We start from the raw sequence: 25322 nt of genomic DNA, 5'->3' as shown, positions 1-25322 counted from the left end.
GCTCGCCGCCGGTCAGGGCCGGCGCGGCCGGCCGCACGCGTGTCGTTCGACGCGTTGTTGAAAATGCGGGTTCAGAAACTATGCTTGACACTGAACTCCGCCGCTTGCGTACGGGGTCCATGCCGGGCTGCTGCCGCTCCTGGCGGGTTTCGCCGCGACCGCTTCACCACGGGGCTCGACAGATGATCCAGCGCATGTCGCTGATTTCGGCGTATATCGCACTCGGCTGCGCCGCAACGGTGCTGCCGGTCCTGATCAGCATCTATATCGCGAACGAAGACGTCACACGCCGCGAGCAGCGAGATTTGCGCCAATACGCGGAAAAGGCCGTGATGCGCACGGAACTCGTCACGTATCAGGGTTTTGCGGCGATCGCTGACCTGCAGGCCGAGCACGGCGCGCCGTGTTCGCCGCAATACCTGGAGCGCGCCGCCCATGTGATTTTCAACTACCGCTACGTCCGGGACGCAGGTGCGTACAGCGACGGGCGCTATCTTTGCTCGCCGCTGTTCGGCGACGTTCGGACGCAGAATGTCGAACTGCCGCCGCCGCGCTGGCGAAGCAACGACGGCTACCTGGTCTGGTTCCAGCAAAAGAATCCACTCAGCGACGTGCGCGAGGATATACAGATCGGGCGCAACGGCGAGTACGTGTCAATCGATCCGCAGTCATACGTCGATGTGATGGATCCGGCGGGAAGGCCCATCGCCACGATCAACACCGGCCTGAACTCGATCGTCGCGCTGTCGACGGGCGCGGACCCCGACGAGATGCTCCATGCATGGAAGCGGGCGGGGCGCGTCGATAGCGATGAATGGAACTACGCGGTCGCACGTTCGGCGACGCGCGCGCTTGGCGTCGTCGTCAAGGGCCGGCGCACCAGCCTGCTGAGAGACTGGCCCGGCCTGCTGGCGACGTGGCTGTCGATAGGCGTCGCGATGGGCGCCGGGTTCGGCTGGTTCGCGTTCAAACGGATCTCGCGACAGGTGTCGTTCCGGGCATCGCTCGAATGGGCGATCTCGCGCAAAATCATCGACGTCGCCTATCAACCGATCGTGAGTCTCGCGACCAACGAATGCGTCGGTGTCGAAGCGCTGGCCAGATGGAATCTGAACGGACGCGAGATCTCGCCGCATATTTTCATTGGGTTGGCCGAGCAGCATGGCCTGATCCAGTCGTTGACCGACCTCGTGCTCGATAAAGCGCTCCACGACCTGACAGAGCTATTGCGTTCGCGGCCGTGGTTCTACGTGTCGGTCAACGTGAGCGGCGAGGATCTGCGCACGCCGCGCTTTCTTAACCTGATCACCGCGAGGCTCGCCGGAACCGGCCTGCGTCCCGCGCAGATCAGGATCGAAGCGACCGAGCGCAGTTGCCTGAACGCCGATGCGACCCGGCAGACGATCGCGGCCTTCCGAAGCGCCGGCCACCCGGTCTATATCGACGATTTCGGCACCGGCTATTCGAGCCTCGCCTATTTGCAGACTTTCATGATCGACGCTCTGAAGATCGACAAATCGTTCGTCGACACGATCGCCCGGGATGCGGCGTCGAGCATCGTTGCGCCGCATATCATCGACATGGCGCACGAATTGGGGGTGGAAGTCGTGGCGGAGGGAATCGAGCGCGACGAGCAGGTTGAGTATCTGCTGCGCCGAGGCGTTCAGTACGGACAGGGCTGGCTGTTCGCGAAGGCCATGCGCCGCGAGGAGCTGGTCGCGTGGCTGGAGGCGCGCCGCGCGTCGCACGCGCCGGCGCAGCCCGCGATCCAGTAGTTCGGCGCCCGGCCGTGCCGGGCGTGATGCGCTTACTGCTTGACGCCTTCGGCCTGGATATGCAGCGTGGTCTTCATGTTGAAGCCGTACGCCTTGCCGAAATCGATGCCGAAATCGTCGCGATTGAACGTCGCGACCGATTCGGTGCCGCACACTTCGCGCTTCAGCATCGGGTGCTGGATGCACTTGAACGATTCGATCTTCAGGTTGACCGGTTTCGTGACGCCGTGCAGCGTCAGCGTGCCGATCACTTCGACCGGCTTGTCGCCGTCGAAGCGGATCTGCGTGCCCTTGTAGGTCGCGGTCGGGAACTTCGCGGTGTCGAAGAACTTGTCGCCGACCAGTTCCTCGTTGAGCTTGTCGTTGCCGATGCCGACCGAGGTCAGGTCGATTGTCGCCTCGACCGTGCCGGTCTTCGCCGCGCGATCGAGCACGACGGTACCGCTGCTTTTCTGGAACTTGCCGCGCCAGATCGACAGGCCGCCGAAGTGGTCGGTCTCGAAGCTCGGCGACGTGTGCGTCGGATCGAGCAGGTAGGTTTCGGCGGCGGCCATCGCGTTGAACGAGCATGCAGCGGCGAGCGCGCCGGCGGCGAGCAGGAAGGATTGCTTCAAGTTGGACTCCAGAGGTCGAAGGGTAAGGCGGTGCTGCGGCGTGGTGGGTTATTTCTTCGCCGCGACCAGATGAAATTTGATGACGACTTCGTCGGCGACCACCGACGTGTCTTTCCATTCGCCGGTGCCGACGTCGAACTGCGTGCGCTTGATCGGCAGCGAGCCGTCGAAAGTTTGCGTGGCGCCCTGGCTCGCGATCACGACCGGCACGACGACCGTTTGCGATTTGCCTTTGATCGTCAGCTTGCCGGTCACCTTGTACTGGTTGCCGCCGGCCGGCGCGATCGAGCTCGACACGAAGGTCGCGCTCGGGAAGGCGCCGCTGTCGAACCATTCCTTGCCTTGCGCCTGCTTGTTGTAGTCGTCGGCGCCGAGGTCGTAGCTCGCGGTGTCGATCGACACGTTCGCGCTGCCCGCAGCCGGCTTCGCCGGATCGAAATTCAGTTGCGCGGAGAACTTCCTGAACTTGCCGTCGACGGGCACGTTCATCTGTTTGGTCGTGGCGATGACGCTGCTTTTCGCGAGGTCGACGTCGGCGTGCGCGAGGTTCGCGCCGAGCAGCGCAAGCACCGCCAAAGAAGCGAGCGTCGCGCGACGAGTGGAGAGATAAAAAGGTGTCTTCATGATGGTACGCATCCTATCCGAGCTTCGCGGCCTGATTGCACACCGCGAGGAATTTGATTGCCAACCAGTCGTAACCAATCGACAGGAGTTGTGACTTTCTTCAAGCCGTCATATCGTTATGCGCGGGTCTTCAGAAACGGCACCATGCGCGCGAGCAATCCGTCGCGATCGATGAACTGATGCTTGAGCGCCGCGAGCGCGTGCATGATCACGAGCGCGAGCAGCGCGTAATTGAGCAGCACGTGCACCGTGCGCAGCGCGGCCTTCAGCGCGTGGTCGGGACCGATGATCGTCGGCAGCGGCACGATGCCCAGATACACGACCTGAATGCCGGCCGCCGAGCTGTAGAAGTAGCCGGACATCGGAATCGCGAGCATCAGCAGATACAGCAGACCGTGCACCAGATGCGCGGCGGCCTTCTGCCACGCGGGCGTCGCGGCATCGAGCGCGGGCGCGCGATGCGTCGCGCGCCACAGCACCCGCAGCAGCGCCAGCGCGAACACGGTCACGCCAATCCATTTGTGCCACGAGAAGTACTTGAGCTTCGTCGGCGTGAGGCCGGGGATATCGGTCATGATCCAGCCGATATAGAAGCCGCAGATCATCAGCGCGGCGACCAGCCAGTGCAGCGCGATCGCCGCGCCGTGGTAGCGCGTGGGAGCGCAAGCGTGTGTTTGCATCGTGTTCTATCCGTTGCTCGCGAGCAACCGCGTGAGAATGCGGATAGTAGGGATGCCCATTCAAACTGAATAGGCGGGTGGGCGGGAACAGATCGTTGTTGCGGTGATGTTAATCGTGTCGAGAGGTATGCGCGCTGAAAGGTCCGCGCATGAAGGCACGCACACTGCTATGGAGCGCTCGCCGTGGTACCGCTGTGGTAATTTGTTGCCCCGAACAACAGGTTGCGCGCTTTGCGCAGCCACCGACATAACCCATTATCCGGGCGTCAAGCCGTGAATTCCGTTTTTCTTTCCTGGAGTATTGCCGCGCTCGCCACCGCCGGCGTGATCACACGGCCGTTCAAATGGCCCGAAGCCGTGTGGGCCGTCGCCGGCGCGGTGCTGCTCGTCGCCCTCGGCCTATTGCCCTTGCATCTCGCGGTCGAAGCGATCGGCAAGGGCACCGACGTCTATCTGTTCCTGTTCGGCATGATGCTGCTATCCGAAGTCGGCCGCCGCGAAGGGCTGTTCGACTGGGTCGCGGTGCTCGCTGTCAATCATGCGCGCAGTTCGCCGCGCAAGCTGTTCGTGCTCGTGTATCTGTTCGGCGCGGTGATCACCGCGTTTCTTTCCAACGACGCCACCGCCGTCGTGCTGACGCCCGCCGTGTTCGCGGCGGCGAAGAAAGCGAAGACACCGCCGCTGCCGCTGCTGTTCGTCTGCGCGTTCGTCGCCAATGCGGCGAGCTTCGTGCTGCCGATTTCGAATCCGGCCAACATCGTGCTGTACGGCAATCACACGCCGCCGCTGGGACCGTGGATGCTGCGCTTCACGCTGCCGTCGGTGCTGTCGATCGCCGCGACCTTCGTGATGCTGCGCTGGACGCAACGCGAGGCGCTCGCTGGCGTCTGCGAGGCAAATCTCGACGCGGTCGAACTCTCGGCGAGCGGGCGCGTCGCGCTCGCGGGCATCGCGGTGACGGCCGGCGCGCTGCTGACGGTCTCCGCCTACGACATCCAGCTCGGCCTGCCGACCGCGATCCTCGGCACGCTGACCGCGCTCGTCGTGCTGATCAAGGAGCGCAGATCGCCGCTGCCGATGATGCGCGAAATTTCGTGGAACGTGTTGCCGCTCGTCGCCGGGCTGTTCGTGCTGGTCGAGATGCTCGATCACACCGGTGTGATCAACCTGTTCGCGGGTGCGTTGCGCCGCGCGACCGAACACAACGAAATGGAAGCGGCCGGGTGGGCCGGCGCGAGCATCGCGTTCCTCAGCAATCTGATCAACAACCTGCCGGCCGGCTTGATCGCGAGTTCGACCGTGATGCAGGCGCATAGCCCCGAGCGCGTGATCGACGCGCTGTTGATCGGCGTCGACCTCGGGCCGAACCTGTCGATCACCGGCTCGCTCGCGACGATCCTGTGGCTCAACGCGATTCGCCGCGAAGGCGAAGACGTCAGCTTCATGAAGTTTCTGAAAGTCGGCGCGCTGGTGATGGTGCCCGCGCTCGTGCTGGCGCTTGGGGCGCGGATATTAACTGGCTGAACGGATGCCGGACCCGCCCGCCATCAGCGGGCTTGTGCAGGAACCGACGCGCGTCGCGCCGGCGAGCTCGTCCAGTCGCGCGCCGACCGAGCGCAGCCTTGCTTCGAGGTGGGCGACGCGCTGGCGTTGCGCGGGCACCATCGACGAACGGTTCAACGCATGCAGCCGACGATGCCAGTACGACAACGGAAAACGGTCGCGCCCAGAAAGCGCGCTGAAAACGACTTCGAGGTGGGCGATTTCCTTGTCGATATCTTGGTAGCTCATCACAAAGGTCCAGGAAAGAAGGTGGGATAGGGGCGCGAACCTGACAGGGATTGCAAGGTCCGTTCCATCCCGCCTATATGTAGTCAATATCAGCCGTGCCGGCGCAGAGCGCCACATCGGGCGCGCGCCTGGCGCGGTGCGCGATGGTAAGAAGCGGCAAACTCCATGCAAGCTTTACGCGGCGCTCCACCTTTCAACGGGACAACGGGAATTCACCAGGCGTGCCCGCGAGGCGCGTGTCCTATGCTGAGTCAACGGCGTGGGTCGGTCTCGGGGCGATCGAAACCGCCCGCGCGACGGCCCGGCGCGCGCTTTCAACGCGGCGCGATCACGAGCGGTTGCGCATAGCTGACCGTCGGCGCGGGCACCACCGCATAGTTGAGTGCGGGCGGCACGACCACGGCAGTGGCGGCCGTCGTGCTGGCCGGCTGCCAGGGCGGCGCCGCGACGATGGTCGCGGCCGCCACAGGCACGGCGACAGGCGGTGCCGATACGTACACGGGATTGACCGGCACCGGGTAGTAGACCGGCCGCGGCGGCGGCGCGTAGACCACGGCGGCGGGCAGATACACCACGACTCTCGCGTAGGCAGCGGAAGAACAGGCGAGACCGATGGCGGTGAAAGTCGAGGCGCAGGCGAGACGGATAGTCATTTGGGACTCCTGATACGTGAATGCCGACGAACGGCAGACGGAACGATACGCAGCAGGCCCGCAAAACGAAACCGCGAACTCATTTCGTTCGATGTCACGCTGCAGCGGCACCCGGTGCCGTGACATGATTCGACATGATTCTCGAATTGCGATCGCGCGGCGTCTGACCAACAATTCGGCCTGTCATCGAAACGGCTCGCGGCACCCAGGCAGGCGACGGTCGATGTTCCAACCGAAGGAGTCAGTCATGAAGAAGTTGCTCGCCACCGTGCTGCTGTGCTGCGCGTCCACCGTCGCGTTCGCTCAGGCCGCCGCGCCGCAAGGTATCAGCCAGCAGCGGATGGAGCGCATGGAGCAGCAGTTGCAAACGCGTTTTTCAAGCGCGAACACCACCCACGACGGCAAGCTGACGCGCGACCAGGCAGCGGCCGGCATGCCGCTGCTCGCGCGTCATTTCGACGAGATCGACACGCAGAAGGCCGGCTACATCACGCTCCCGCAGATCGAGGCATTCATGCAGGAACGCGGGGCCGCACACTGAGCGGCTCGGTTATCGAGGAGCTTTCGGATGGAACGCCCCGCCAGGATCGTCGTGCTCGACGACGAAGCCGAGTTGCGCAACATGCTGCTGCGCTTTCTGCGCGGTCATGGCTTCGACGTGCGCGCGGCCGAGGACGGCAAGCGCCTGAATCGCTACCTTGAGCGCGAGCCGTTCGACCTGCTGATACTCGATCTGATGATCGGCGAAGAGGACGGCCTCGAGATCTGCGCGAAGCTGCGCGCTCAAGGGCAGACCTTGCCGATCCTGATGTTGACGGCGAAGGGCGATCCGCTCGATCGCGTGACCGGCCTCGAAACCGGCGCCGACGACTACCTCGCGAAACCGTTTCTGCCGCGCGAACTGGTGGCGCGAATCAATGCGTTGCTGCGCCGCCAGAAGATGGCCGCGGGCGACCTCACGCTGACGTCGCAGCGCGTGCGTTTCGGCGACTTCACGCTCGACATCGGCAAGCAGGAGCTGTCGCGCGCGGGCGAGCCGCTCGAGATTCATTCCGCGCAGATGCTGCTGCTGGTCGCGCTCGCGTCGTCGCCGAATCGTGCGGTGAGCCGCGACAACCTGCTCGCGCGTGCGCGAGGGCGCGACCATGACGCGCTCGATCGCAGCATCGACGTACAGGTGCTGCGGCTGAGGCAGATCGTCGAGGACGATCCGTCGAAGCCGCGTTTCATTCGCACCGTCTGGGGCGTCGGCTATATGCTCGTCGCCGATGTCGAATCATGATGCGCTCACTGTCGCGCTCACTGTCGCGCGCACTGCTGCCGCGCACGCTGCTCGCGCGCAATATCGCGCTGTTGATCGCGCTGGTGATGCTGAGCCAGATCTGCTCGATCGTCGTGCTGCTGCATTACGTGCAGCGGCCACGCGTCGAACGCGCGGCGGCCGTGTTCGCGACCTACGTGACGACGCTCGACAACCTGCTCGCGGCCACTCCGCCCGCCTCGCGCGCGGCGCTGACCGCGCGTCTCGACGCGCGCGAGCAGTTGCCGCCCGAAGCGACGGACACACCGCCGCACGATCTGTTGCGGGTGTACAGCACCTATCAGCGCGGCGTTTTCATCGACAGCCTGCAAAAGCATCTGCCCGCCGATATGCCCGTGCGGTGGCAGACCGAGGGCGCGCAGCGGCTGTGGATTCGCATGCATGCGCCGGCTGCCGGGTCCGACCACGCGGCCGGTTCGTTGGCCAGCGCGCCATACTGGATCGCGCTGCCGGTTCCCGAGGACGCGCAGGGCAGCGGCCTCGAAGCGGCGATCTTCCTGTCGTTGGGTCTCGGCGTGCTCGCCGCGCTCGCCGGCTACGCGATCCAGCTGCACCTGAACGAACCATTGCACGAGCTCACGCAAGCGGCGCGGCGCGTCAGCGCCGGCGACCTGCCCGCGCCGCTGCCCACCGACGGCCCCGCCGAAATCGCCGCCGTGGGCAGCGCTTTCAATCAGATGACGCGCGCGTTACAGGACGCCGAAGCGACGCGCGCGTTGATGCTCGCGGGCATCTCGCACGACATCCGCACGCCGTTGACGAAGCTGCGCCTGTCGATGGCGATGGCGATGCCGCAGGGGGCCGACAGCAGTTTCGTGATCGCCGCCGAATCGTATCTCGATCAGATCGAGACGATTCTGCAGCAGTTCATGGATTACGCGGGCAGCGGCGAGCGCGAGGAAGCGCAGCCCGGCGATCTGAATGCGCTGATCGAACGGCTCGCGGGCGACTTCGCGGGGCTCGGGCACGAGTTCGACCTGTCGCTGGGCAGCTTGCCGGCCGTTCGATATCGGCCGATCAGCATGATGCGGCTGCTGATGAATCTGATGCAGAACGCGATCGTCTACGGCGGCAGCGGGCTTGCGGTGCGCACGTGGGCGACGCAGGACGCGGTCACGGTTGCGGTCGGCGATCGCGGTAAAGGTTTGACGGCGGAGGAGTTGGAGAAGCTGAAGGCGCCGTTCCAGCGCGGCCGCAATGCGCGTGCGCATAGCGGCGGCACGGGACTGGGGCTGTCGATCGTCGATCGGATCGCGCGGCTGCACGGCGGCGGCCTGCAGTTTCATCCGCGCGACGGCGGCGGCCTCGAAGTGTGGGTCGTATTGCCGGTCGAGGCGGCATGATGGGATGAGGACGTGGCGTTCTTGCCGCTCACTCGCGATCGAGCCACGCGTCGAGCCCGACCCGAAACGCGACGCCCGCGATGACCGGCACCGTCAGCATCAGGATGATGCCGAAGTTCGGGATCTCGTCGCCGTACATGATCGGGTTGTACAGCACGACGCCCGACACGATCGTGAACATCACGACGCCAATGGCGACCATCAGGAGATTGCGCACGGACATGGACAGCGTCTTGCGTTTCGGCTTGTCCGTCGTGTCGTGAGCGCCGGGTGCTTCGTCGTGTTGGGCAGGCATGATGGTTCTCGTGGCAAAAAATGCGGCATCGGAAGCGGGTGCGGCGGGCACCGCGCCCGGCATCATACCCGCACCCGCGCGGCTGATGCAGATCGGGGCTGCGCCGTTGCGGTACTCATCCTTACCAACAATATATGCCATTCCAGGCCGCGATTTCAGGCGTCGGCAGTCGACCCCGCCGGAGGCGCCGAATCCGCGCGAGACGCCGATGCAAGCGCGCAACCGCTCTGGCCGAGCTCGTCGAGAATCGCGCTCATCAAGCCCGTGCGGCGCCATTGCAGCCACCTGATGTAGCACGTCTGCGACGGCGGAAACGTGCCGGGCAGCCGATGCCATTTCTCGTTGCGCGTGACGACCCACAGAATCGCGTCCAGGATCTCGCGCGGAGGACGCGCGGGCCGGCCCAGACGTTTCTTCGGGTCCTGCTTGAACAGATGACTGATGCGCGCCCAGGCGTCATCGGAAAGAGGAAGATCTAGCATGCCGCGAACACCTGACTGACCGGTTTATGTCGATCTTACGGTTTGGGCGGTTCCTTCTAATTCCGGATTTACGCGGGGTTTGGTCCGCTGAACCGCGGATTGCTTCGCGTCCGATGATGCTAGCGTTGCTTTTCAAACCTTCATCTGCGACGCGCCGGGGATTACCGCGACCACGTTGAAGGAGCTGACGCTGCTCTCCCTCATAGCATCTAGGACGCCGCTTCGGTGTGGTTGAGCCATTGCGCGAACTCGTGTCGCAACTGCGCGATATCGAGCGGCTTGCCGAGTAGCCGTGCACCCGGAATCGCCGCCCCGATCTCCGCGCTGCGACCGTACCCCGACACCAGCAGCACGCGTATCTCCGGCTGCACTTGCCGCACCGCGCGCGCGAGTTCGTGGCCGGACATGCCGGGCAGCGTGAGGTCGGTCAACAGTACGTCGTAGCGTTGCGTGTTCGCGAGCGGCAACGCTGCTTCCGCGCTCGCGACCGCGGTGCAAGCGAGGCCCAACGCGCCGAGCAGTTCGCCGAGCGCCTCGCGCGATTCGGTGTCGTCCTCGACGAACAGCACGCGCGCGGCTTCGTGGGCCCCACGCGGCTGGATCGGCTTGTGCGGCTTTTTCTTCGGCTCTTTGTTCGACGCTTTCCGCGGGCCCTTCGCAGTGGCGCACGTGTTGGCGCTTTCGTACGCGGCGGGCGGCACGCATGCGGCGATACGCGCTTCGCGCATCCCGGCCGCGAGGTCCGCGCGCGCGGCGCCCGCGCGTAGAACGTTACGCACCAGACGGGCAAGATCGTCGCGCCGGTACGGCTTCGACAGCAGCGTGATACCGGCGTCGAGCTTGCCGTGGTGGACGATTTCGTCGCGCGTATAGCCCGACGTGAACAGCGTAGGCAGCGGTGGCTTGCGCGCGGCCGCGCGTTGCGCGAGCTCGACGCTCTTCAGCTTGCCGGGCATCACGACGTCGGTGAACAGCAGATCGATCGGCATGTCGCTGTCGATGAATTCGAGCGCCGCGTCGCCGTTCGACGCGGTCAGCACCTTGTAGCCGAGCTGCGCGAGCATTTCGACCGCGGTCAGCCGCACGTCGGCATCGTCCTCGACGACGAGTATCGTTTCGCCGCCGCCGACCGGTGCCGCGGTGCCATCGACGGTCTCCGGCGTCTCCGCCTCGCAGCAGCGCGGAAAGAACAGCGACACCGTGGTGCCGTGTCCCACTTCGCTTTCTATCGACACATGCCCGCCGCTTTGCCGCGCGAAGCCGAACACCATGGACAGGCCAAGGCCGGTGCCGTGGCCGTCGGGTTTGGTCGTGAAGAACGGCTCGAACACGCGTTGCAGCACTTCGGGCGGCATGCCCGAGCCGGTGTCGGCAACCGAGAACTCCACGTATTCGCCGGGCGACAACTCCGGCTTGCCGCGGCAGAACGCGGCGTCGAGCGTGCGGTTGGTCGCGCGCACGGTCAGCACGCCGTCGGCGCGCATCGCGTCGCGCGCATTGATCGCGAGATTGAGCAGCGCGTTTTCGAGCTGGTTGCGGTCGACCTGCACGTTCCACAGATCGTCGCTGAGCACCGTGTCGATCCGCACCGTTTCGCCGAGCGCGCGATGCAGCATCTCGCTCATGCCGGTCAGCAGGCGGCGCGGATTCAGCACGGTCGGCGACAGCGGCTGACGCCGCGCGAACGCGAGCAGATGTGCGGCTAGCTTCGCGCCGCGTTTGACGGCATCGGTCGCGGCGGATAGACGCCGCTGCGCGACCGGGTCGTCGTCGGCGTCGGCGGCGAGCATCTGCAGATTGCCGTTGATCACCTGCAGTACGTTGTTGAAGTCGTGCGCGACGCCGCCCGTCAGGCTGCCGATCGCTTCCATCTTCTGCGCCTGGCGCAGCTGTTCCTCGGCGAGCGTGCGCGCCGCGATCGAATCGGCGACGCGCTGCTCGAGCGTTTCGGTCAACTGAAGAAGCTGCTGTTCGGCGATCTTGCGATCGTGAATGTCGATCAGCACGCCCGGAAAGCGCGTCGGTTCGCCGTGTTCATCGAACTGGCAGCGGCCGTTCGCCTGTACCCACATATAGCCGCCGTCAGGCCGCCGGATTCGGTACTCGGCGCGAAACGGCTCGCCGCTGCGGATCGCTTCGGCGGTCAGGCGGTCGTTGAGCGCCTGGTCGTCGGGGTGGATCATCTGCGTCACGGCATCGCGCGCGACGCCCTTCGACGCTTTATCGCGCGCAAACAGGAAGGTCCGCGCGAAGCGTTCGTCGCCCGTGACCTCGCCGGTGCGCACGTCGAGCACCCAGGTGCCGAGCACCGCGCCGGTGTTCAGAGCGAGCTGCAGGCGTTCGTTGGTCTCGTGCAATTCGGTTTCGGCTTGCTGGCGCATCCGCTCGGTCAGCACGCGCCCGGTGGTCTCGACGACCATCGCGAGCACGCCGGCCGGCGCGCCGCCGTCGCCCGCGACCGGGCTGTAGTACAGATCCATCCACACGTCTTCCGGCTTGCCGTCGCGCAGCAGCATGAGCGCCTTGTCGCGATACGACAGCGAGCCGCCCGCGAGGCAGGTGACCATCACGTGATGGTTGAAATCGGCGACTTCGGGCCAGCCGTCTTCGACCGGACGGCCGAGCAGATACGGATGCCGCCCGCCCGCGAAGACCGCATAGGCGTCGTTATAGATCATGTAGCCGGGCTCGCCCCACAACAGCACGAGCGGCACCGGCGAGGCGAGCATCATCTGGACCGTCGAGGTCAGACTGCGCTGCCAGTTTTCGATCGCGCCGAGGGTGGTGGCGCGCCAGTCGAATTCGCTGATGCGTTGCGCCATCTCGCCGCGCCAGCCAGCGCAGCCGCAGTCTTGTGCCGGAAAAGGCATGCAGCGCTCCACGTGAAATCACGTCGAAAATGATTGGCTCTTGACCGAAGCTTCGAAGGTTCGCGCGCGTTGCGCAGCCTCGCGAACCCCAAATATTGTAGGGCACAACGCCTTATCGGTGATGCATCGCAGACGCTATTCGGGGTTTTGCCGGGTAAGCACCCGTGTCCGAAACCGTACCAATTTGGCACCTCGTTCGATGCGCGGGCGACATTTACCGCGAGGCGCGTCTGCTGCGCGGCGAAAGCGGAAGAAGCGCCCGCATTTCCGGCGTGGCTCGATACCTTCGCGTAGGGCGTGGTCGTGCCCGCTGTCAGGTGCGAATCGTGCTGCCGTCCCCGATTCCTGCGCGAGCTTCGAACTTCAATGGAACGCACCGTACGATGGCGAAGGAAAACATCACACGATATCCACTCCCCAAACCCGCCGTCGAGCTCGTGAGCAGCCACGAGGCCGGCTATCTCGAGCATGGCCGGCGCTATGCAATGGAGTGCGAACGAAAGTGAGGGCGGGGGCGACGAGGCTTGCGATTCATCGAATGCAAGCCGCGACCTCACCCAACGAGTGCGTCCGTCAGTTGGACAGCGACAGATACTGCGACGTCAACGGCACCGGCGGGAACGGCTGCAAGCCGGTCTGCTTGTTGAAGCTGTAGCGCACGTACACGGCCGCGAGCCACTCGCGATATTCATAGGCATTGCCGAGCGACGCGGTCGCCCCGACCGCGAGCTGCGGCGCGAGCTGATATTCACCGACGCCGCTGATCGAATACGACACGCCGGTCTTGCTCTGACCCGGGTAGACGGCGGTCAGACCGTTGCCGAGGGATTGCGCGGCGGCCGCCGCGTCGCCTTGCCGCGTCGAGCCGTCGTTCAGCGGGAAGTAGTTCGACGCATCCTCGCGATAATGCTGCACGCCGATCGACCCCTTCACGTCATATGTAAACAGGCCCGTGCGGCCCGACCATTCGACCGGCAGATTCAGGATCACGTACTGCTGCGGACTGAAGTAGCCGCCCTGGCCATAAGTGAAGTACGACAGATTGCGGTTGTAGCCCATGATCGTCGTGTTCACGCCGACCGTCAGCGTCTGGTCGGCGTCTTTCACCAGACGCGTATAGACGCCGCCGCCGCCCTTGATCGCGTTGTTGCTCGGCACGTTGGTGCCCATGTAGTGCTGATACGACGCGTTGACATACAGGCCGCTCGTGCCGTCGTCCCAGCTGAGGCTGGCAAGCGCGCCGTTCGACGTGACGCCGCCCCATTCGAGGCCGGCGGCCGCATCGCGCGCGCCCGCGTACGACAGCAGGCTGTCCGTCACCGCGCGTCGCGCGACCGCGATCGAGTACGAGACCTTGTCGGTGATGCCGCCGTTGTATTGCGCGCCACCGACGATGTTGGTCTCGCGCAAGCCGATCGGCGTCACGCCGATATCGCCGCTGATGCTGCGACTGTCATAGCCGACGGACAGGCCCACACCGCTCGCGGTCTGGCTGCCGTAGTTGTTGGTGCCGTTCTGCGCCGCCGATTTCGACGACGCGGTCGAAAGCCCCGCGCCGAAGCGCGCGAGCGTCGACGTGCTGTTCGACGCGGTGCCTGCGTCGAGCGTGACCGGGGTCGCGGTCACGACCACGTGACCGTTGCCCGCTTTGATACGCCCCTGAATCGGCGCCTCGATGTCGGTGAGCGACGACAGTCCGTCCTCGCCGACGCGATTGCGGAAGATCAGGCCGCCCGACACGGTGCTCGACTGCTCGCGATTGACCTGCGCAAGCTCCTCGGCGACGCCGAGCGTCTGCGCGTTCGCGACGTTCGACTGCGGGTTGTTCTGCGCGTTGCTGCCGGGCGGGTAGTACGGCTGCGCGTAGCCGGCCGGCGGTTGCGGAATGTACGGCTGCTGCGCGTAGTAGCCCTGGTTCGGGTAAGGCTGCTGTTGAGAGGGCTGTTGCGGCGGGTACGGCTGATACGGCGGCGCGTAGCCCTGCTGCTGCGGATACGGCGGCGGCTGCGCGTAGACGGGCGCGGGTTGGCTCGTTTTCGCCGTGCTCCTCTTGGCGCTCTTCTGCGTGCTCGTGCGTGTCGATCCGTACGGCAGCGCCGTCGTCGACGCGGCGTTGGCCTGCGCTTGGCGCGCGGCCGGCGACATAGGCCACGGTGTGGCCGCATAGCCGTCCTGCGCGCCGTAGGGCTGCTGCCCGTACGCCGGTTGCCCGTATGCCGGTTGCCCGTACGCCGGTTGCCCGTATGCCGGTTGCTGCGGATACGCTTGCTGCTGCGGGTAAGGCTGCGGCTGCGGATACGCTTGCTGCTGCGCATAGGGCTGCTGCTGCGCATAGCCCGCGTCGTACTGCTGCCGCGGCATCGGCTGCCCGGGCGCCTGACCTTGCCCCGGATAAGGCTGCAACGGCGCGCCCGACTGGCTCGATCCGTTGGATTCCTGTCCGTAGCCGCCGACCTCGGCGGCGGAGCGGGGCGCTCCGTACGGTGCGGCGACCGGCGCGGGCTGTGCGGCAGGCGCGTTATAAGGCGTCGCGGCGGGCGCCGTATAGGGCGCGACATACGGCGCGGGCTGAAGGGGCGGCGGATAGTTCGGCACGGTCTGCGTCGGCGAGGAAGACTGCGTATTCAGGAACGGAAGCGCGGGACGCGCGGCATTGCCGGCGTCGCCCGAAGGGACGATCGCCGTTTTGCCTTCGAATGGATTGGTGCCCGGCAGCGGCGTCGCGCCGATCTGGTTCATCGCCGCTTCCCAGCCGCGCGGCACGTTGGTGCCTGCGTTGCGGGGCGCGTTCGCCGCCAGCGGTGTATTGGCCGCGACCAGCGAGCGTTGCAGATAGGTCGACGCGAGCGACAGCTTGCCCTGGGCGCGATACATGCGCCCCACGGTCGCGAGCACGCCCGGGTCGTTGGGCGCGAGGGCGAGCGCCTGGTTCGCGAGCGTTTCGCCGTAGCTGAACTGCTTCGCGCCGGCCGCGGCCGAGATCGCCGCCTGCAGCAGATTCAGATCGTCGGGGCGGCGCTGCAGCGCGACACGGAAGCTCGTGAGCGCGTTGCGGTCGTCCCCCGCGCTCGCATACATGCGGCCGAGCGCGGCCTGCAGGTCGGGGTTGTCGGGCATCGCGGCGAGCCACGGGGCGATCACCTCGTAGGCGCTCGCGAGATCGCCGCGCAGGCGTACCGCGTCGGCTTGTCGGATGACGATGCCGAGATTCAGGTTGTTGAAGTCAGTGCGCTGCTGCGGCGTCAGTTGCATGCCTTGCAACTGGCGCATCACGGCGCCGAGCTCGGCCTGCTGGTTGGCCGCGGACAGAATGCTCGCGTATTGCAGCAGCAGATCGGTGTTGCCGGGCGCCGCGCTCATCGCGCCGCGCACGAGTGCGAGCGCGCGGGCCGGGTCGCCGGCCTGCTGGTACGCGCCGGCGATCACGCCGATCAATTCGGGGTTGTTGCCGGCCACCGGCTCGGCGGCGCGCAACATCGCGATGGCCTGCTGCGTCTGGCCGTTCTTCGCCATGCGCGTCGCGAGGTCGGCCTGCCGATGCACCCACAGCCGATGCTGCAACGTCGTCATCGCATCGGTGCGCTGTGCGGGCGCAATACGGTCGAGCTGCGCGAGACCGGTCGACCAGTCCTGCGTTTCCGCCGACAGCAGCGCGCTCGCGTACAGCGCATCGGTCATGTCCGGATGCGCGGCGAGCAGACCGTCCATCATGCTGCGCGCATTCGCGACCGCGCCCTGGCGCACGTAGATGCGCGCGAGGTCGAGCCGCAGCCACGGATCGTCGGGCTTGTTCAGCAGCGCGTCTTCGAACAGGCTGCGCGCGCTGCCGAGATCGCCGCGCGCTTCGGCCGCGCGCGCCTGCGCTGCCTGCGCGTCGCCGCGCAAACGGTCGATGCCGCCGACCTTCGCCTGTTGCTGCGCGTTCAGCTGATTGGCGAACTGCAGCGCCTCGTCGGCACGGCCCTGCGCGGCGAGCGCACCGACGAGGCCGCGAATCGCGTCCGGGTTGTCGGCCTGGCGGCGCAGTGCCATCCGGTATGCCTGCTCGGCGCCGGCCGGGTCGCCGGTCGTGAGCAGCATTTCACCGAGCTGCACCTGGGCAGTCACGTCGGACGGATTCAGCGCGATCGCGCGCTCGAACAGTGCCTTCGCCTTCGCGAACTCGCCATTGCTGCGCGCGCCGATCGCTTCGCTCGTGTAGGTCCAGTAGGTCGCGCTGTCGAGCGCGGTTTTCCAGCGCGCCGGATTCGGTCCGCGCGAGGCACGCTCGAGGTAGTTGCGGGCCTCGGCGAAACGCTCCTGCTTCAGCGCGGCGATGCCCATGCCGCCGAGCGCGTCGGTATCGTTAGGACTGTTCGCGAGTACCGACGTGAACCTGGCGCGCGCGCTCACGATGTCGTCGCGGTCGAGCGCGGCGAAGCCGTCGGCGATCACGCGGCCGCGCGCGTCGGCGGCGGCGTTTTCCTGCGCGCGGGCGCGCGCCGCGCTGTCCTGCTGCACCATCGAATCGAAGCGCGCCTTCACGGCGGCATCTTCACCGGCGGTCTGGAAGTACGACTCGTACAGCGCGGCGTCCGACGGCCGCGCGTCGAGCCACAGCAGCGCCTGGCGCCAGCTCTTTTTCGCCGCCGCGCCGACCGAGGTGTCGCCCGCGAGCTTTTGCAGCCGCGCGATACCGTCGCGCCGCGTGACGTCGCGATAGGTCAGATGCTGCGCGTACGCGAGTGCGAAGCGCGGGTCGTTGGGGTTGTCGTGGGCGAGCTGTTCGAGGCCGCGGCGTGCTTCGTCCCAGCCTTGCGGCGTCGCCGACAGCGCCTGATAATACTCGAGCTGCAACTGGGGCGTGGCGGGCTTGCCGGCCAGCGCGCGCTGATACTCCTGCGCCGCGCTCGCGCTCTGACCGGCTTGCGCGAGCCGGCGCGCCTCGCTGATGGTCTGGTCGCGCGGGCTCGTTTCGCCAAGGCGGCGGCCGAGCTCATCGAGATTCGGATAATTCGGCGCGGCCGCCTTCAGCCGCGCGAGGTACTGCTGCGCGCCGGCGCCGTCCTTGCGGTCGGCCAGCACCATGCCCATGCCGAACAGGGCGTCGGGCTGCTTCGGATCGATGCTGAGCACCTTCTGCCAGGCCTGCTCGGCGAGGTCGCCGCGCTGATGCGACTGCCAGTACTTGCCCTGATCGATCAGCACGGTCAGCGGATCCTTGCTCGCCTGCGCGAGCGCATCGGGCGCGGCCGCGGCCGCGCACAAGAGCGCGCCGACGCACAGCGCGATATGCAGCGACCCGGCGAGGGCGTTCAATCGCATGCGGTCCTCCAGGCGGGCACGAGACCGCCGGCTTCATCGAAGCGATAGCGGCCATCGATGAAACCCGTGCCGAACAGACCCAACACACGATCGTAGTACACCGGTTCACGGCCCGGAACGTTCGCATCGAGCGCGGCGAGCCGCGTGCGCGCGAGGCCGAGTCCGTGCTCGTCGCCCAGTGTCTTGAAGTATGGCGCGAGCGCGCCCCAATAGCTGAGCGGGCCTTCGCCGCTCGCCGCGCCGGTGGTCGACGACACCTTCTCCGGCGGGAAGCCGTTCTGCGCGACCTTCGCGCGCATGCCGCCGAGCGCGCCCAGCCACGGCTTCGCGAGCGGATCGGCGGGCGAAGCGAGGCCGGCCCACAGATAGACGCGGATCGCATCGTAGCTGCCGACGTCGCCGTTCTTCGGATCGACGACGAACCGACCGTTCTGCCACGCCGCCCAGTCAGGCGCGAAGCCTTGCGGCGACACGGTTTTGACGAACTGATAAGCGTTGTCGGCGAGCTTGGCCCACGGGCCGTCCGGCACCTCGTGCGCGAGCGCGCGCAACACCGGCAGCGGCAGATAGCTCGGATTCAGACGCGTGACGTTGCCGTTCCTGAAGCCCTGCGCCCCCGGCAGCAGCATCGGCCCGAGGCCAGATAGATTCGCGACTTCGTCGTGCGCGATGCGCTCGGCGAGTGCCTGGCCCAGTTGCGTGTAGGCGGGGTTGTGCCACAGGCGGCCCGCCTGCAGCAGATCGTAGGCGATCCAGAGGTCGGAATCCGACGCCGAATTCGGATCGAGCACGCCGTATGAGCCGTCCGGCTTCTTGCCCCATTGCCATGCGGGCAGCCGCAGGTTCTGGGCGTCGAACTGGTTGCCCGCGAGATTCGCGCGGGTCCAGCCGAGCAGCTTGTCGAAGGTCGCGCGGTCGTTGGCGACCAGCGCGAAAAAGAGCGCGTAGGACTGGCCTTCCGAGGTGGTCTGCTGGGCCGGCGTCGAGTAATCGATCACGCGGCCGTCGGCCTGGACGAAGCGTTGCACGAAGCTTTGCCAGGCGCCCCAGTCGCCGCATGCAGCGCCGTTCTGCGCGGCCTGAGCGGCGCCGCTCAAACCCGCCAGACTGGCCGACGCCGTCATGCCGATACCGAGCGCGAGCGCAAAAGAGGTTCTTCTGCTGATCCGAAACCGCATTCGAGTCATATCCATCAGTCCTTCAGTCGACGCGCGGCGATCGCGCGAAGCGTCCGGTAGCACAAGGCCGCGATGATCAGCGCGGCGAGCACGCCGCCGAGCAACAGCAGCAGCGGATGCGACGACAGTGCCCAGCGCAGATACTCCTGCGGCGACAGACGGCCCACGTAGTATGCGGTGCCGTTCGACGTGATGGTGACGGCGCGGCCATGGATCACGGCCATCGCGCCTTGAATCTTCGGCAGCACGTCGGCGTCGAGCAGCGCGGCGGACAGATCGGCATCCGACGGGCCGGCCGCGCTGATCAGCGCAACCGCGCTGCGGCCTCGCTGCAGCGGCGACTCGAAGCCGGTTAGCAGCGCCGCGCCGTTCGAGCTGACCATCGTCAGATCGGCACGCGCGGGCGTGCGCTCGACGCCGCGCTCGCCGTGCCACCAGTCCCGCAGCTTGAACACCAGGTCGGTGAGCTGGAACGTGTGCGCGGCGCCGTCGCTGGAGAACGGCATCGACTTCGACCAGCGCTGCAACAGCGGCTGCTTGCCAGGCGCGCCGAACACCAGCAGGTCCTTGTCGGCGAGGCGCTCGACGTCGGCCGCATGGGTGACGGTCACGCCGGAGACCGGATAGCCGGTCGATTCGCCCATCCGGCCCATCGTCAGCAGATACAGGCTGTAGTCGCTCGCGTCCGGGTCGTCCGGCAGCACGACGGCGGTCTCGGAGAGGTCCGCCATCCGCGTGAACGGAAAGCCGCTGTTGGCGAACGCGGCCAGATCGGGCAGCGCCATGTAGTGCGGGAACGACGACAGGTCGATCGTCGAGTTCGGATCGATCGCGCCGACCACGTTCTGCAGCAGGCGGCCCGCGCATTCGCCGGTGTTCGGGATGTCGTAGTAGAAGTGCAGCCGCAGCTGTATGCGCGGCGTCATCAGCAGCGGCGGGATGCGGATGTTGCGGCGCGCGTCGGCGGTGCCGTCGGGCATGATGAGGTTGAAGTAGCGGCTCATGTCGAACACCGACGCAGGGCGCGCCGGAATCGGCAGCGCCTGCACGAAGCCGTTGTTCACGCTGATGTTCAGCGACGAGCGGTCGCGCGCCGGCCGCACCGTATAGCGGTAGCGCAGATCGATCGGCACGCCGCGCGTGTGCCACATGAACAGATCGGGCGGCACCCGCATGTTGATGCGCACCGCGTCGGCGTCGTAGCCGAACACGGTCAGGTCTTTCGGATCGGCGAGCTCGCCGAAGCGCACCGCGCGGTCGGTCGGCAGCCAGTTCGGCGCGTCGTACGGCACGCGCGGCGTAATTTCGTTCAGCGACGTGATCGTGGCGCTCGCGCCGGACAGCGCGCTATGGCCGATCCCGAGCGACTTCGCGGCGGTCTTCAGCTCGGCCTCGTTGCGGCCGAGCACGAGCAGCAGCTTGCCGCGCGCGTTCGCGTCGCGCTCGACCACCGCGATGGTCGGCCCGGTGATCTCGGGAATCGTCACGCCGGCCGGATGCTGGTCGCTGGTCGCGAACACGACCGCGTTGCCCGACAGCGGCGCGTTGTCGAGCTGGGTGGGAAACACCGCGCCGCGGTAGCCGGCGAGCGAGCCGAACCACGACGCGACGATGCCGGCGGCTTCGAGCGTGCCGTTGCCCGGCTTCTGCGCGAGCACGAACGGCAGCTCGAGGCGGCGCACGTCGCGGCGGTCGAAAAACGGCTGCGGCAGCGCGGCCAGCTCCGCCTTCGTCGCGAGCGACGAGTAGGTCAGGTCGAGCGAGCTCGCGTTGCTGATCGTCGCCCACAGCGACGAGTTGGCGGGGTCTTCGCAGGCCGTCGTGTAGTGGCCGATCAGCTGCAGGTTCAGGTGGTTGAAGTCGGTGATGAAGCGCGGATCGATCGTGATCTCGCGCGCGACCAGCATGCCGGCCTGCTCGTGCGGCAGCGGCAGCGTCGCCGCGACTTCGCCGTTGACCAGCACCTTCAGCTGCGACAGGTTCGCCAACAGCGCGGGCGAATAACTGTAGATCAGATGCAGCGTCGCGCCGGTCACGACCTCGTCGCCGCGCACCGAGAACGCGATGCCGTTCTGTCCGTCGACGCCACGCAATTGCAGCGGGTCGAGCGCGCCGAAGTCGGCGAACGTCAGCGTCTGGCGGCGGCCTCCGGGCACCAGCGTGCCGGGCTCGGCGGTGGTCGGCGTGTGCATGCCGAGCGCCTTCACCGACGCCGCCGCGAGCGCGGGCGTCGGCGTGGCGAGCTGGCCCTGGGCGATCGCGTTCGGATCGAACGGCACCGCCGCGCTCGGCGCGGGCACGTTGCCGACACCGGTCGCGACTTGCGGGGCTTGCGGCGCGCCGGCGGGTGCCGCCGCGTCCGACGCCGGTTTGGCCGCGGCGGCGGCAGGGGTGGCCGCTTCAGCGAGCGGCACGAACGACGCCAGCGCGGTCTGCAGCGCGAGCCAGCAGGCGACGCCGCGCATGATTCGCCGCGAGTGTCGCAAGCCGTGACAAGCAAACAGGCGCGATTGGGGTCCAATGCTGTTGCGCCCGTGTGCCGGGCGTTCGATATTGTCCGTGGCCATCCGGTAGCCCATAGATCAGTCTTTCGCTTTTAGCTTCTTGACGTCCGCGGGACGGCTTTTGATCGAACTGCGCAAGTCGTCGTACAGATGTTCGAACAGCCCCGCGATGCCGCGCACGCCGACCTTCAGCACGTGCGACAGGCCGCGCAGCGGTGTGTCCGTCTCGCGTCCCTCGGCCCAGCCGGTCCACGCGTCCGCGCGGGCGAAGGTGGTTTTGACGAACTCGTACTCCTGTTCGCGCGACATCGACGAAAAGCGCAGCCCCACGCGGCCCGGCTCGGTAAAACTGACGGTGGCGGGGAACGCGTACTCTTCGTCGCCGCGGAACAGCGACACGGTCACGCGCTCCTGCATCGGCACTTCGATGGTGCTGGGCAGCGCGACGCCGACGCCGCCTTCCGAGTAGTCGATCGTTTCGCACGCGAGCGTGCGGCCGGTCGAGAACTTCAGCATCACGGGCATCTTCATCGCGACGCGCGGCACCGCGCGGATCTGGCGGCGCTCGCTCGCGGCGGCCACGCTCGCGCCGAGGATCAGCATGTTGTAGCTGGTCCACGCGAGATTGAGCAGTGTGGTCTCGACGATGCTGCGCACGTGCCAGTTCATGTAGATGTGCACCAGACCCGCGAGGAAACCGAGCAGGTTCAGCAGCAGCAGGAACAGATACGGTCGCGAGATCGACCAGTCGAAGTAGCTCTTTTCGATCACGCCGCCCTTGGCCGTCACGTTGAACTTGCCGAGCTTCGGGTTGATCAGCGCGAGCAGCGTCGGCGCGGTGATGTACGACGCCAGCACCGACTCGTACACCTCGGCCCAGAACGAATGGCGGAACATGCGCTGCATCCGCGAGTTGGTGATGCTCGCGTGCATCATGTGCGGCAGCGCGTAGATCGCGATCGTGCTGGCCGCCGCCTCGATCACATGCGCGCCGAAGAACAGATACGACAGCGGCGCGGTCAGGAACACGAGACGCGGCACGCCGTAGAAGAAGTGCATCATCGCGTTCAGGTAACACAGCCGCTGGCCGATCTTCAGCCCCTTGCCGGTGAGCGGATTGTCGATGCGGAAGATCTGCGTCATGCCGCGCGCCCAGCGGATGCGCTGGCCGATGTGGCCCGACAGGCTTTCAGTCGCGAGGCCGGCGGCCTGCGGAATCGCCAGATACGCGGTGGTGTAGCCGAGGCGGTGCAGCTTCAGCGCGGTGTGCGCGTCCTCGGTGACGGTCTCCACCGCGATGCCGCCGATCTCGTCGACCATGCTCCGGCGCAGCAGCGCGCACGAGCCGCAGAAGAACGTCGCGTTCCACAGATCGTTGCCGTCCTGCACGAGGCCGTAGAACAGCTCGCCTTCGTTCGGCACCTTGCGGAAAGTGCCGAGGTTGCGCTCGAACGGGTCGGCGGAGAAGAAGTGGTGCGGCGTTTGCAGCATCGACAGCAGCTTGTCGCGCAGGAACCAGCCGAGGCCGATCTGCAGGAACGAGCGGGTCGGGATGTGATCGCAGTCGAAGATCGCGAGGTACTCGCCGCTCGTGATCTTCAGCGCCTCGTTGATGTTGCCGGCCTTCGCGTGGCGATTGTGCGTGCGGATCGTCCAGTTCACGCCGACTTCCTCGCAGAACGCCTTGAACTCGGCGCGGCGGCCGTCGTCGAGCACGTGGATCGACATCTTGTCGGCCGGGTAGTCGAGCGCGAGCGCCGCGTAGATGGTCGGCTTCACGACGGCGAGCGGCTCGTTGTAGGTCGGGATGAACACGTCGACGGTCGGCCATTCGTCGCGATTGGCGGGCAGCGGCATTGGCTTGCGCTTGAGCGGCCACGCGGTCTGGAAGTAGCCGAGCATCAGCACGATCGTCGCGTAGAGCTCGGCGGACACGAGCAGCAGACCCCAGGCGGCGTCGAGCGGATGCTCCCAGTAGGTCGTTTCGGTCAGCCGCCAGTACATGTAGCGGCCCGACGCGACGATCGACAGCATGATCATCACCATCGTCGCGTAGCGGCCGGGACGACGGCGAAACAGCAGCGCGAGCACGAAGCACAGGGTCGCGAAGGTCAACTGCTGATAGAACTCGAGCGGCACCGTGAACACGAAGTACAGCATGTACAGCGCGAGCATCGTGACGAGCCCGGTGACGATGCGGCTGTTCCAGAAGCTTGCGTCGATGAAGCGTTGGAAGCGCGACGGCTCGCCGCCCTCGGGCTCGCGCGAGGAGGCTGGACTGCTCATGCGACGTTCCTTGGCCGGGCGGCGATCGCGTCGAGCGCCGCCATGAGCCAGGCGGCGCATGCGCGGAAATCGGCGGCGGCCTGGCTCAGCGGATCGTAATGGATCAGCGTGGTGTCGCAGGCGAGCGCTTCGCTGACGCCTTCGTCGAGATGGATCACGCCGGGGAACACCTTGCCGGCGAGCATCTGACGCAGCACCTTCAGCACGTCCTTGGTCAACTGGCGGGATTGGTCGATCTGGTTGATCACGTAGCCGACGCCGCCGAAGTCCGCGCGCGGCGCCGCGTAGGTTTCGATCAGCCGCTCCATCTGCGGGATCGCCGCGTACGACGCGGCGTCGGCGAGCACGATGTTCAACGCGAAGGTGGCCGCGCTCAGCGCGGTTCGCACGTAGGTCGACGAGCCGGGCGGCGTATCGACGATCACGATGTCGGACGCATCGAGCCGCAGGTGCTGCAGCGACTGCGCGAGCCATTGCGGATGCTGGTCGATCTGCGCCTCGAGGCGGCGGCGGTCGTCCTCCAGCAGCGCGCCGTACGGCAGCACGGTCACGCCGTCGATACCGTCGAACATCACCGTTTGCCACGGGTTGCCCGAGAGAGTCGCGCGCGACAGGCCGTCGATGCTGTCGAGCGGCACGCCGAAGTGCAGCCGCAGGGCGTTCTGAGGATCGAGATCGAGTGCAATCACACGCCGGCCGCTGTTGGCGAGCACGGAGGCGAGATTGGCGGCGAGGGTGGTCTTGCCGACCCCCCCTTTGGCGGACACCACGGCAATGACTTTCATGAGCGACGCGGACCGTTGGTGAGCCACGAGGCGAAGCCGCCGCGCGCGGTGCCGGCGGGTGCTTGCGTGCCTTGGGCGGACGTGCCGCGCAGACGGTCGAACACCGAGTTCAGCGACGCGGCCGCGGCCGCTTGCGGCGGCGCGCTCGGGGTTTGCGCTGCAAACATCTTGCCGAGGATCGACGGCGGTTGGGCCGGTTGCGCGGGTTGGGCCGTATAGGTCGGTTGCGGCGCTGGTGGCGGTGGCATCGACGATGCCGGTGCCGTGCTCGCGCTGCCATGAGCGGGCGCGGCGGGCCCTGTCCTGCCTCGCGCGACAGGCGCAATCGTTTGCGCGGCCGCCTCGTCGAGTTCGTCGGCCGTGCGGAAGCGTGACGCGCCGCTCGGCGCCGCGGGCTGGGCTGCGGCCACAGGTACCGGTGGAATGTCACGCCGGTGCGGGCGCGTGAACAGCGGTGCCTTCGCGCGCGTCACGGATGCCATGTCCTTCGGTGTCGTGTCCTCGTGGACGGCGGCCCGTGGCGCCACGGTTATAGGCGGCTGTGGTTTCGCGTCGCGAAGCTGGCCGATTGCCGGAATGGCCGGTTGCGTCAGATCGAGCGTCACGAGCAGCGGCCAACGAGTGCGCGCGGTGCGCGCGTCGTTCTCGCGGCCGATCTCCTGGTACGCGTTGGCGTCGCCGCCAAATTGCTCGAACAGTTTTTCGATGTCGCTCGATGAACTCATGATGCCGTCGTCTGTTACATACCGTGCATGGCCCCAAACCGACTGCTCGGGGTGCTGTTTATTTGAACTGCCTTCCCTGATCCTGCGTGGCG

The 25322-nt window shown here is 66.6% G+C and carries 19 protein-coding genes; 5 read left to right on the top strand and 14 right to left on the bottom strand.

The features are described from left to right. Positions 1 to 194: 194 nt before the first annotated feature. Positions 195 to 1775, top strand: coding sequence for an EAL domain-containing protein (locus OKW37_RS32730; RefSeq protein ID WP_429403404.1), 1581 nt, complete (start codon positions 195 to 197; stop codon positions 1773 to 1775). A gap of 32 nt (positions 1776 to 1807) precedes the next feature. On the opposite strand, the gene OKW37_RS32725 is transcribed toward OKW37_RS32730, so the two are convergent. The 3 genes from OKW37_RS32725 to OKW37_RS32715 all read right to left on the bottom strand — a co-directional run bounded on the left by OKW37_RS32725 (position 1808) and on the right by OKW37_RS32715 (position 3693). Then, entirely contained in the window at positions 1808 to 2389 is a 582-nt protein-coding gene (locus OKW37_RS32725; protein ID WP_184065285.1) for a YceI family protein, read from the bottom strand. Between the two features lie 48 nt (positions 2390 to 2437). Continuing rightward, the gene (locus tag OKW37_RS32720; RefSeq protein WP_090810112.1) at positions 2438 to 3013 is read right to left on the bottom strand and encodes a YceI family protein; all 576 of its coding nucleotides are present in this window, start codon (positions 3011 to 3013) and stop codon (positions 2438 to 2440) included. 116 nt (positions 3014 to 3129) lie between these two features. Next, a complete protein-coding gene (locus tag OKW37_RS32715; protein WP_429403403.1) occupies positions 3130 to 3693 on the bottom strand; it encodes a cytochrome b in 564 nt (187 codons plus the stop codon). 273 nt (positions 3694 to 3966) lie between these two features. On the opposite strand from OKW37_RS32715, the gene OKW37_RS32710 reads away from it, so the two are divergent. Continuing rightward, positions 3967 to 5217: an arsenic transporter gene (locus OKW37_RS32710; protein WP_429403402.1), complete on the top strand. Its 1251-nt coding sequence runs from the start codon at positions 3967 to 3969 to the stop codon at positions 5215 to 5217. Here the strand turns inward: OKW37_RS32710 and OKW37_RS32705 are convergent. Continuing rightward, positions 5206 to 5484 carry a hypothetical protein gene (locus tag OKW37_RS32705; RefSeq protein ID WP_429403401.1) on the bottom strand — a complete coding sequence of 93 codons (279 nt, stop codon included), beginning with the start codon at positions 5482 to 5484 and terminating at the stop codon, positions 5206 to 5208. The two genes, OKW37_RS32710 and OKW37_RS32705, sit on opposite strands and share 12 nt — an antisense overlap. A 314-nt stretch (positions 5485 to 5798) precedes the next feature. Beyond that, positions 5799 to 6137: a hypothetical protein gene (locus tag OKW37_RS32700; RefSeq protein WP_429403400.1), complete on the bottom strand. Its 339-nt coding sequence runs from the start codon at positions 6135 to 6137 to the stop codon at positions 5799 to 5801. A 247-nt stretch (positions 6138 to 6384) separates the two neighbouring features. On the opposite strand from OKW37_RS32700, the gene OKW37_RS32695 reads away from it, so the two are divergent. From OKW37_RS32695 to OKW37_RS32685, 3 genes are read left to right on the top strand one after another with little or no spacing between them, the layout of a single operon-like run. Further along, entirely contained in the window at positions 6385 to 6678 is a 294-nt protein-coding gene (locus OKW37_RS32695) for an EF-hand domain-containing protein (RefSeq protein WP_184065271.1), read from the top strand. A gap of 27 nt (positions 6679 to 6705) precedes the next feature. Then, complete coding sequence (locus OKW37_RS32690; protein WP_429403399.1) at positions 6706 to 7419, top strand: response regulator; 714 nt, start codon at positions 6706 to 6708, stop codon at positions 7417 to 7419. 8 nt (positions 7420 to 7427) lie between these two features. After that, the gene (locus tag OKW37_RS32685; protein ID WP_429404348.1) at positions 7428 to 8801 is read left to right on the top strand and encodes an ATP-binding protein; all 1374 of its coding nucleotides are present in this window, start codon (positions 7428 to 7430) and stop codon (positions 8799 to 8801) included. 28 nt (positions 8802 to 8829) lie between these two features. On the opposite strand, the gene OKW37_RS32680 is transcribed toward OKW37_RS32685, so the two are convergent. The 9 genes from OKW37_RS32680 to bcsP form a co-directional block, all read right to left on the bottom strand. Then, entirely contained in the window at positions 8830 to 9096 is a 267-nt protein-coding gene (locus tag OKW37_RS32680) for a hypothetical protein (RefSeq protein WP_184036397.1), read from the bottom strand. Between the two features lie 155 nt (positions 9097 to 9251). Further along, the gene (locus OKW37_RS32675) at positions 9252 to 9578 is read right to left on the bottom strand and encodes a transposase (protein ID WP_184065265.1); all 327 of its coding nucleotides are present in this window, start codon (positions 9576 to 9578) and stop codon (positions 9252 to 9254) included. Positions 9579 to 9787: 209 nt separating this feature from the next. After that, positions 9788 to 12448, bottom strand: a complete 2661-nt coding sequence (locus OKW37_RS32670; protein WP_429403398.1) for a response regulator — start codon at positions 12446 to 12448, stop codon at positions 9788 to 9790. A gap of 573 nt (positions 12449 to 13021) precedes the next feature. Beyond that, entirely contained in the window at positions 13022 to 17752 is a 4731-nt protein-coding gene (locus OKW37_RS32665; RefSeq protein ID WP_429403397.1) for a cellulose synthase subunit BcsC-related outer membrane protein, read from the bottom strand. Then, positions 17743 to 18930, bottom strand: coding sequence for a cellulose synthase complex periplasmic endoglucanase BcsZ (bcsZ, locus tag OKW37_RS32660; protein WP_184065256.1), 1188 nt, complete (start codon positions 18928 to 18930; stop codon positions 17743 to 17745). Before bcsZ ends, OKW37_RS32665 begins: the two co-directional genes overlap by 10 nt. Positions 18931 to 18944: 14 nt before the next feature. Beyond that, positions 18945 to 21509 (bottom strand): cellulose biosynthesis cyclic di-GMP-binding regulatory protein BcsB, encoded by a 2565-nt coding sequence (gene bcsB, locus OKW37_RS32655; protein WP_429403396.1) that lies wholly within the window; start codon positions 21507 to 21509, stop codon positions 18945 to 18947. A gap of 3 nt (positions 21510 to 21512) precedes the next feature. Continuing rightward, positions 21513 to 23720, bottom strand: a complete 2208-nt coding sequence (gene bcsA / locus OKW37_RS32650; RefSeq protein ID WP_429403395.1) for a UDP-forming cellulose synthase catalytic subunit — start codon at positions 23718 to 23720, stop codon at positions 21513 to 21515. Then, positions 23717 to 24505, bottom strand: a complete 789-nt coding sequence (gene bcsQ / locus OKW37_RS32645) for a cellulose biosynthesis protein BcsQ (RefSeq protein ID WP_090806355.1) — start codon at positions 24503 to 24505, stop codon at positions 23717 to 23719. Before bcsQ ends, bcsA begins: the two co-directional genes overlap by 4 nt. Continuing rightward, the gene (bcsP, locus tag OKW37_RS32640) at positions 24502 to 25230 is read right to left on the bottom strand and encodes a cellulose biosynthesis protein BcsP (RefSeq protein WP_429403394.1); all 729 of its coding nucleotides are present in this window, start codon (positions 25228 to 25230) and stop codon (positions 24502 to 24504) included. The genes bcsQ and bcsP overlap by 4 nt, the downstream gene beginning before the upstream one ends. Positions 25231 to 25322: the final 92 nt, after the last annotated feature.

Origin of the sequence: Paraburkholderia sp. MM5482-R2, from assembly GCF_050436125.1 — a bacterium.
GTDB lineage: Bacteria > Pseudomonadota > Gammaproteobacteria > Burkholderiales > Burkholderiaceae > Paraburkholderia > Paraburkholderia tuberum.
Note: the sequence above shows the minus strand (reverse complement) of the source record. Positions and strands in the feature narration are given on the sequence as shown.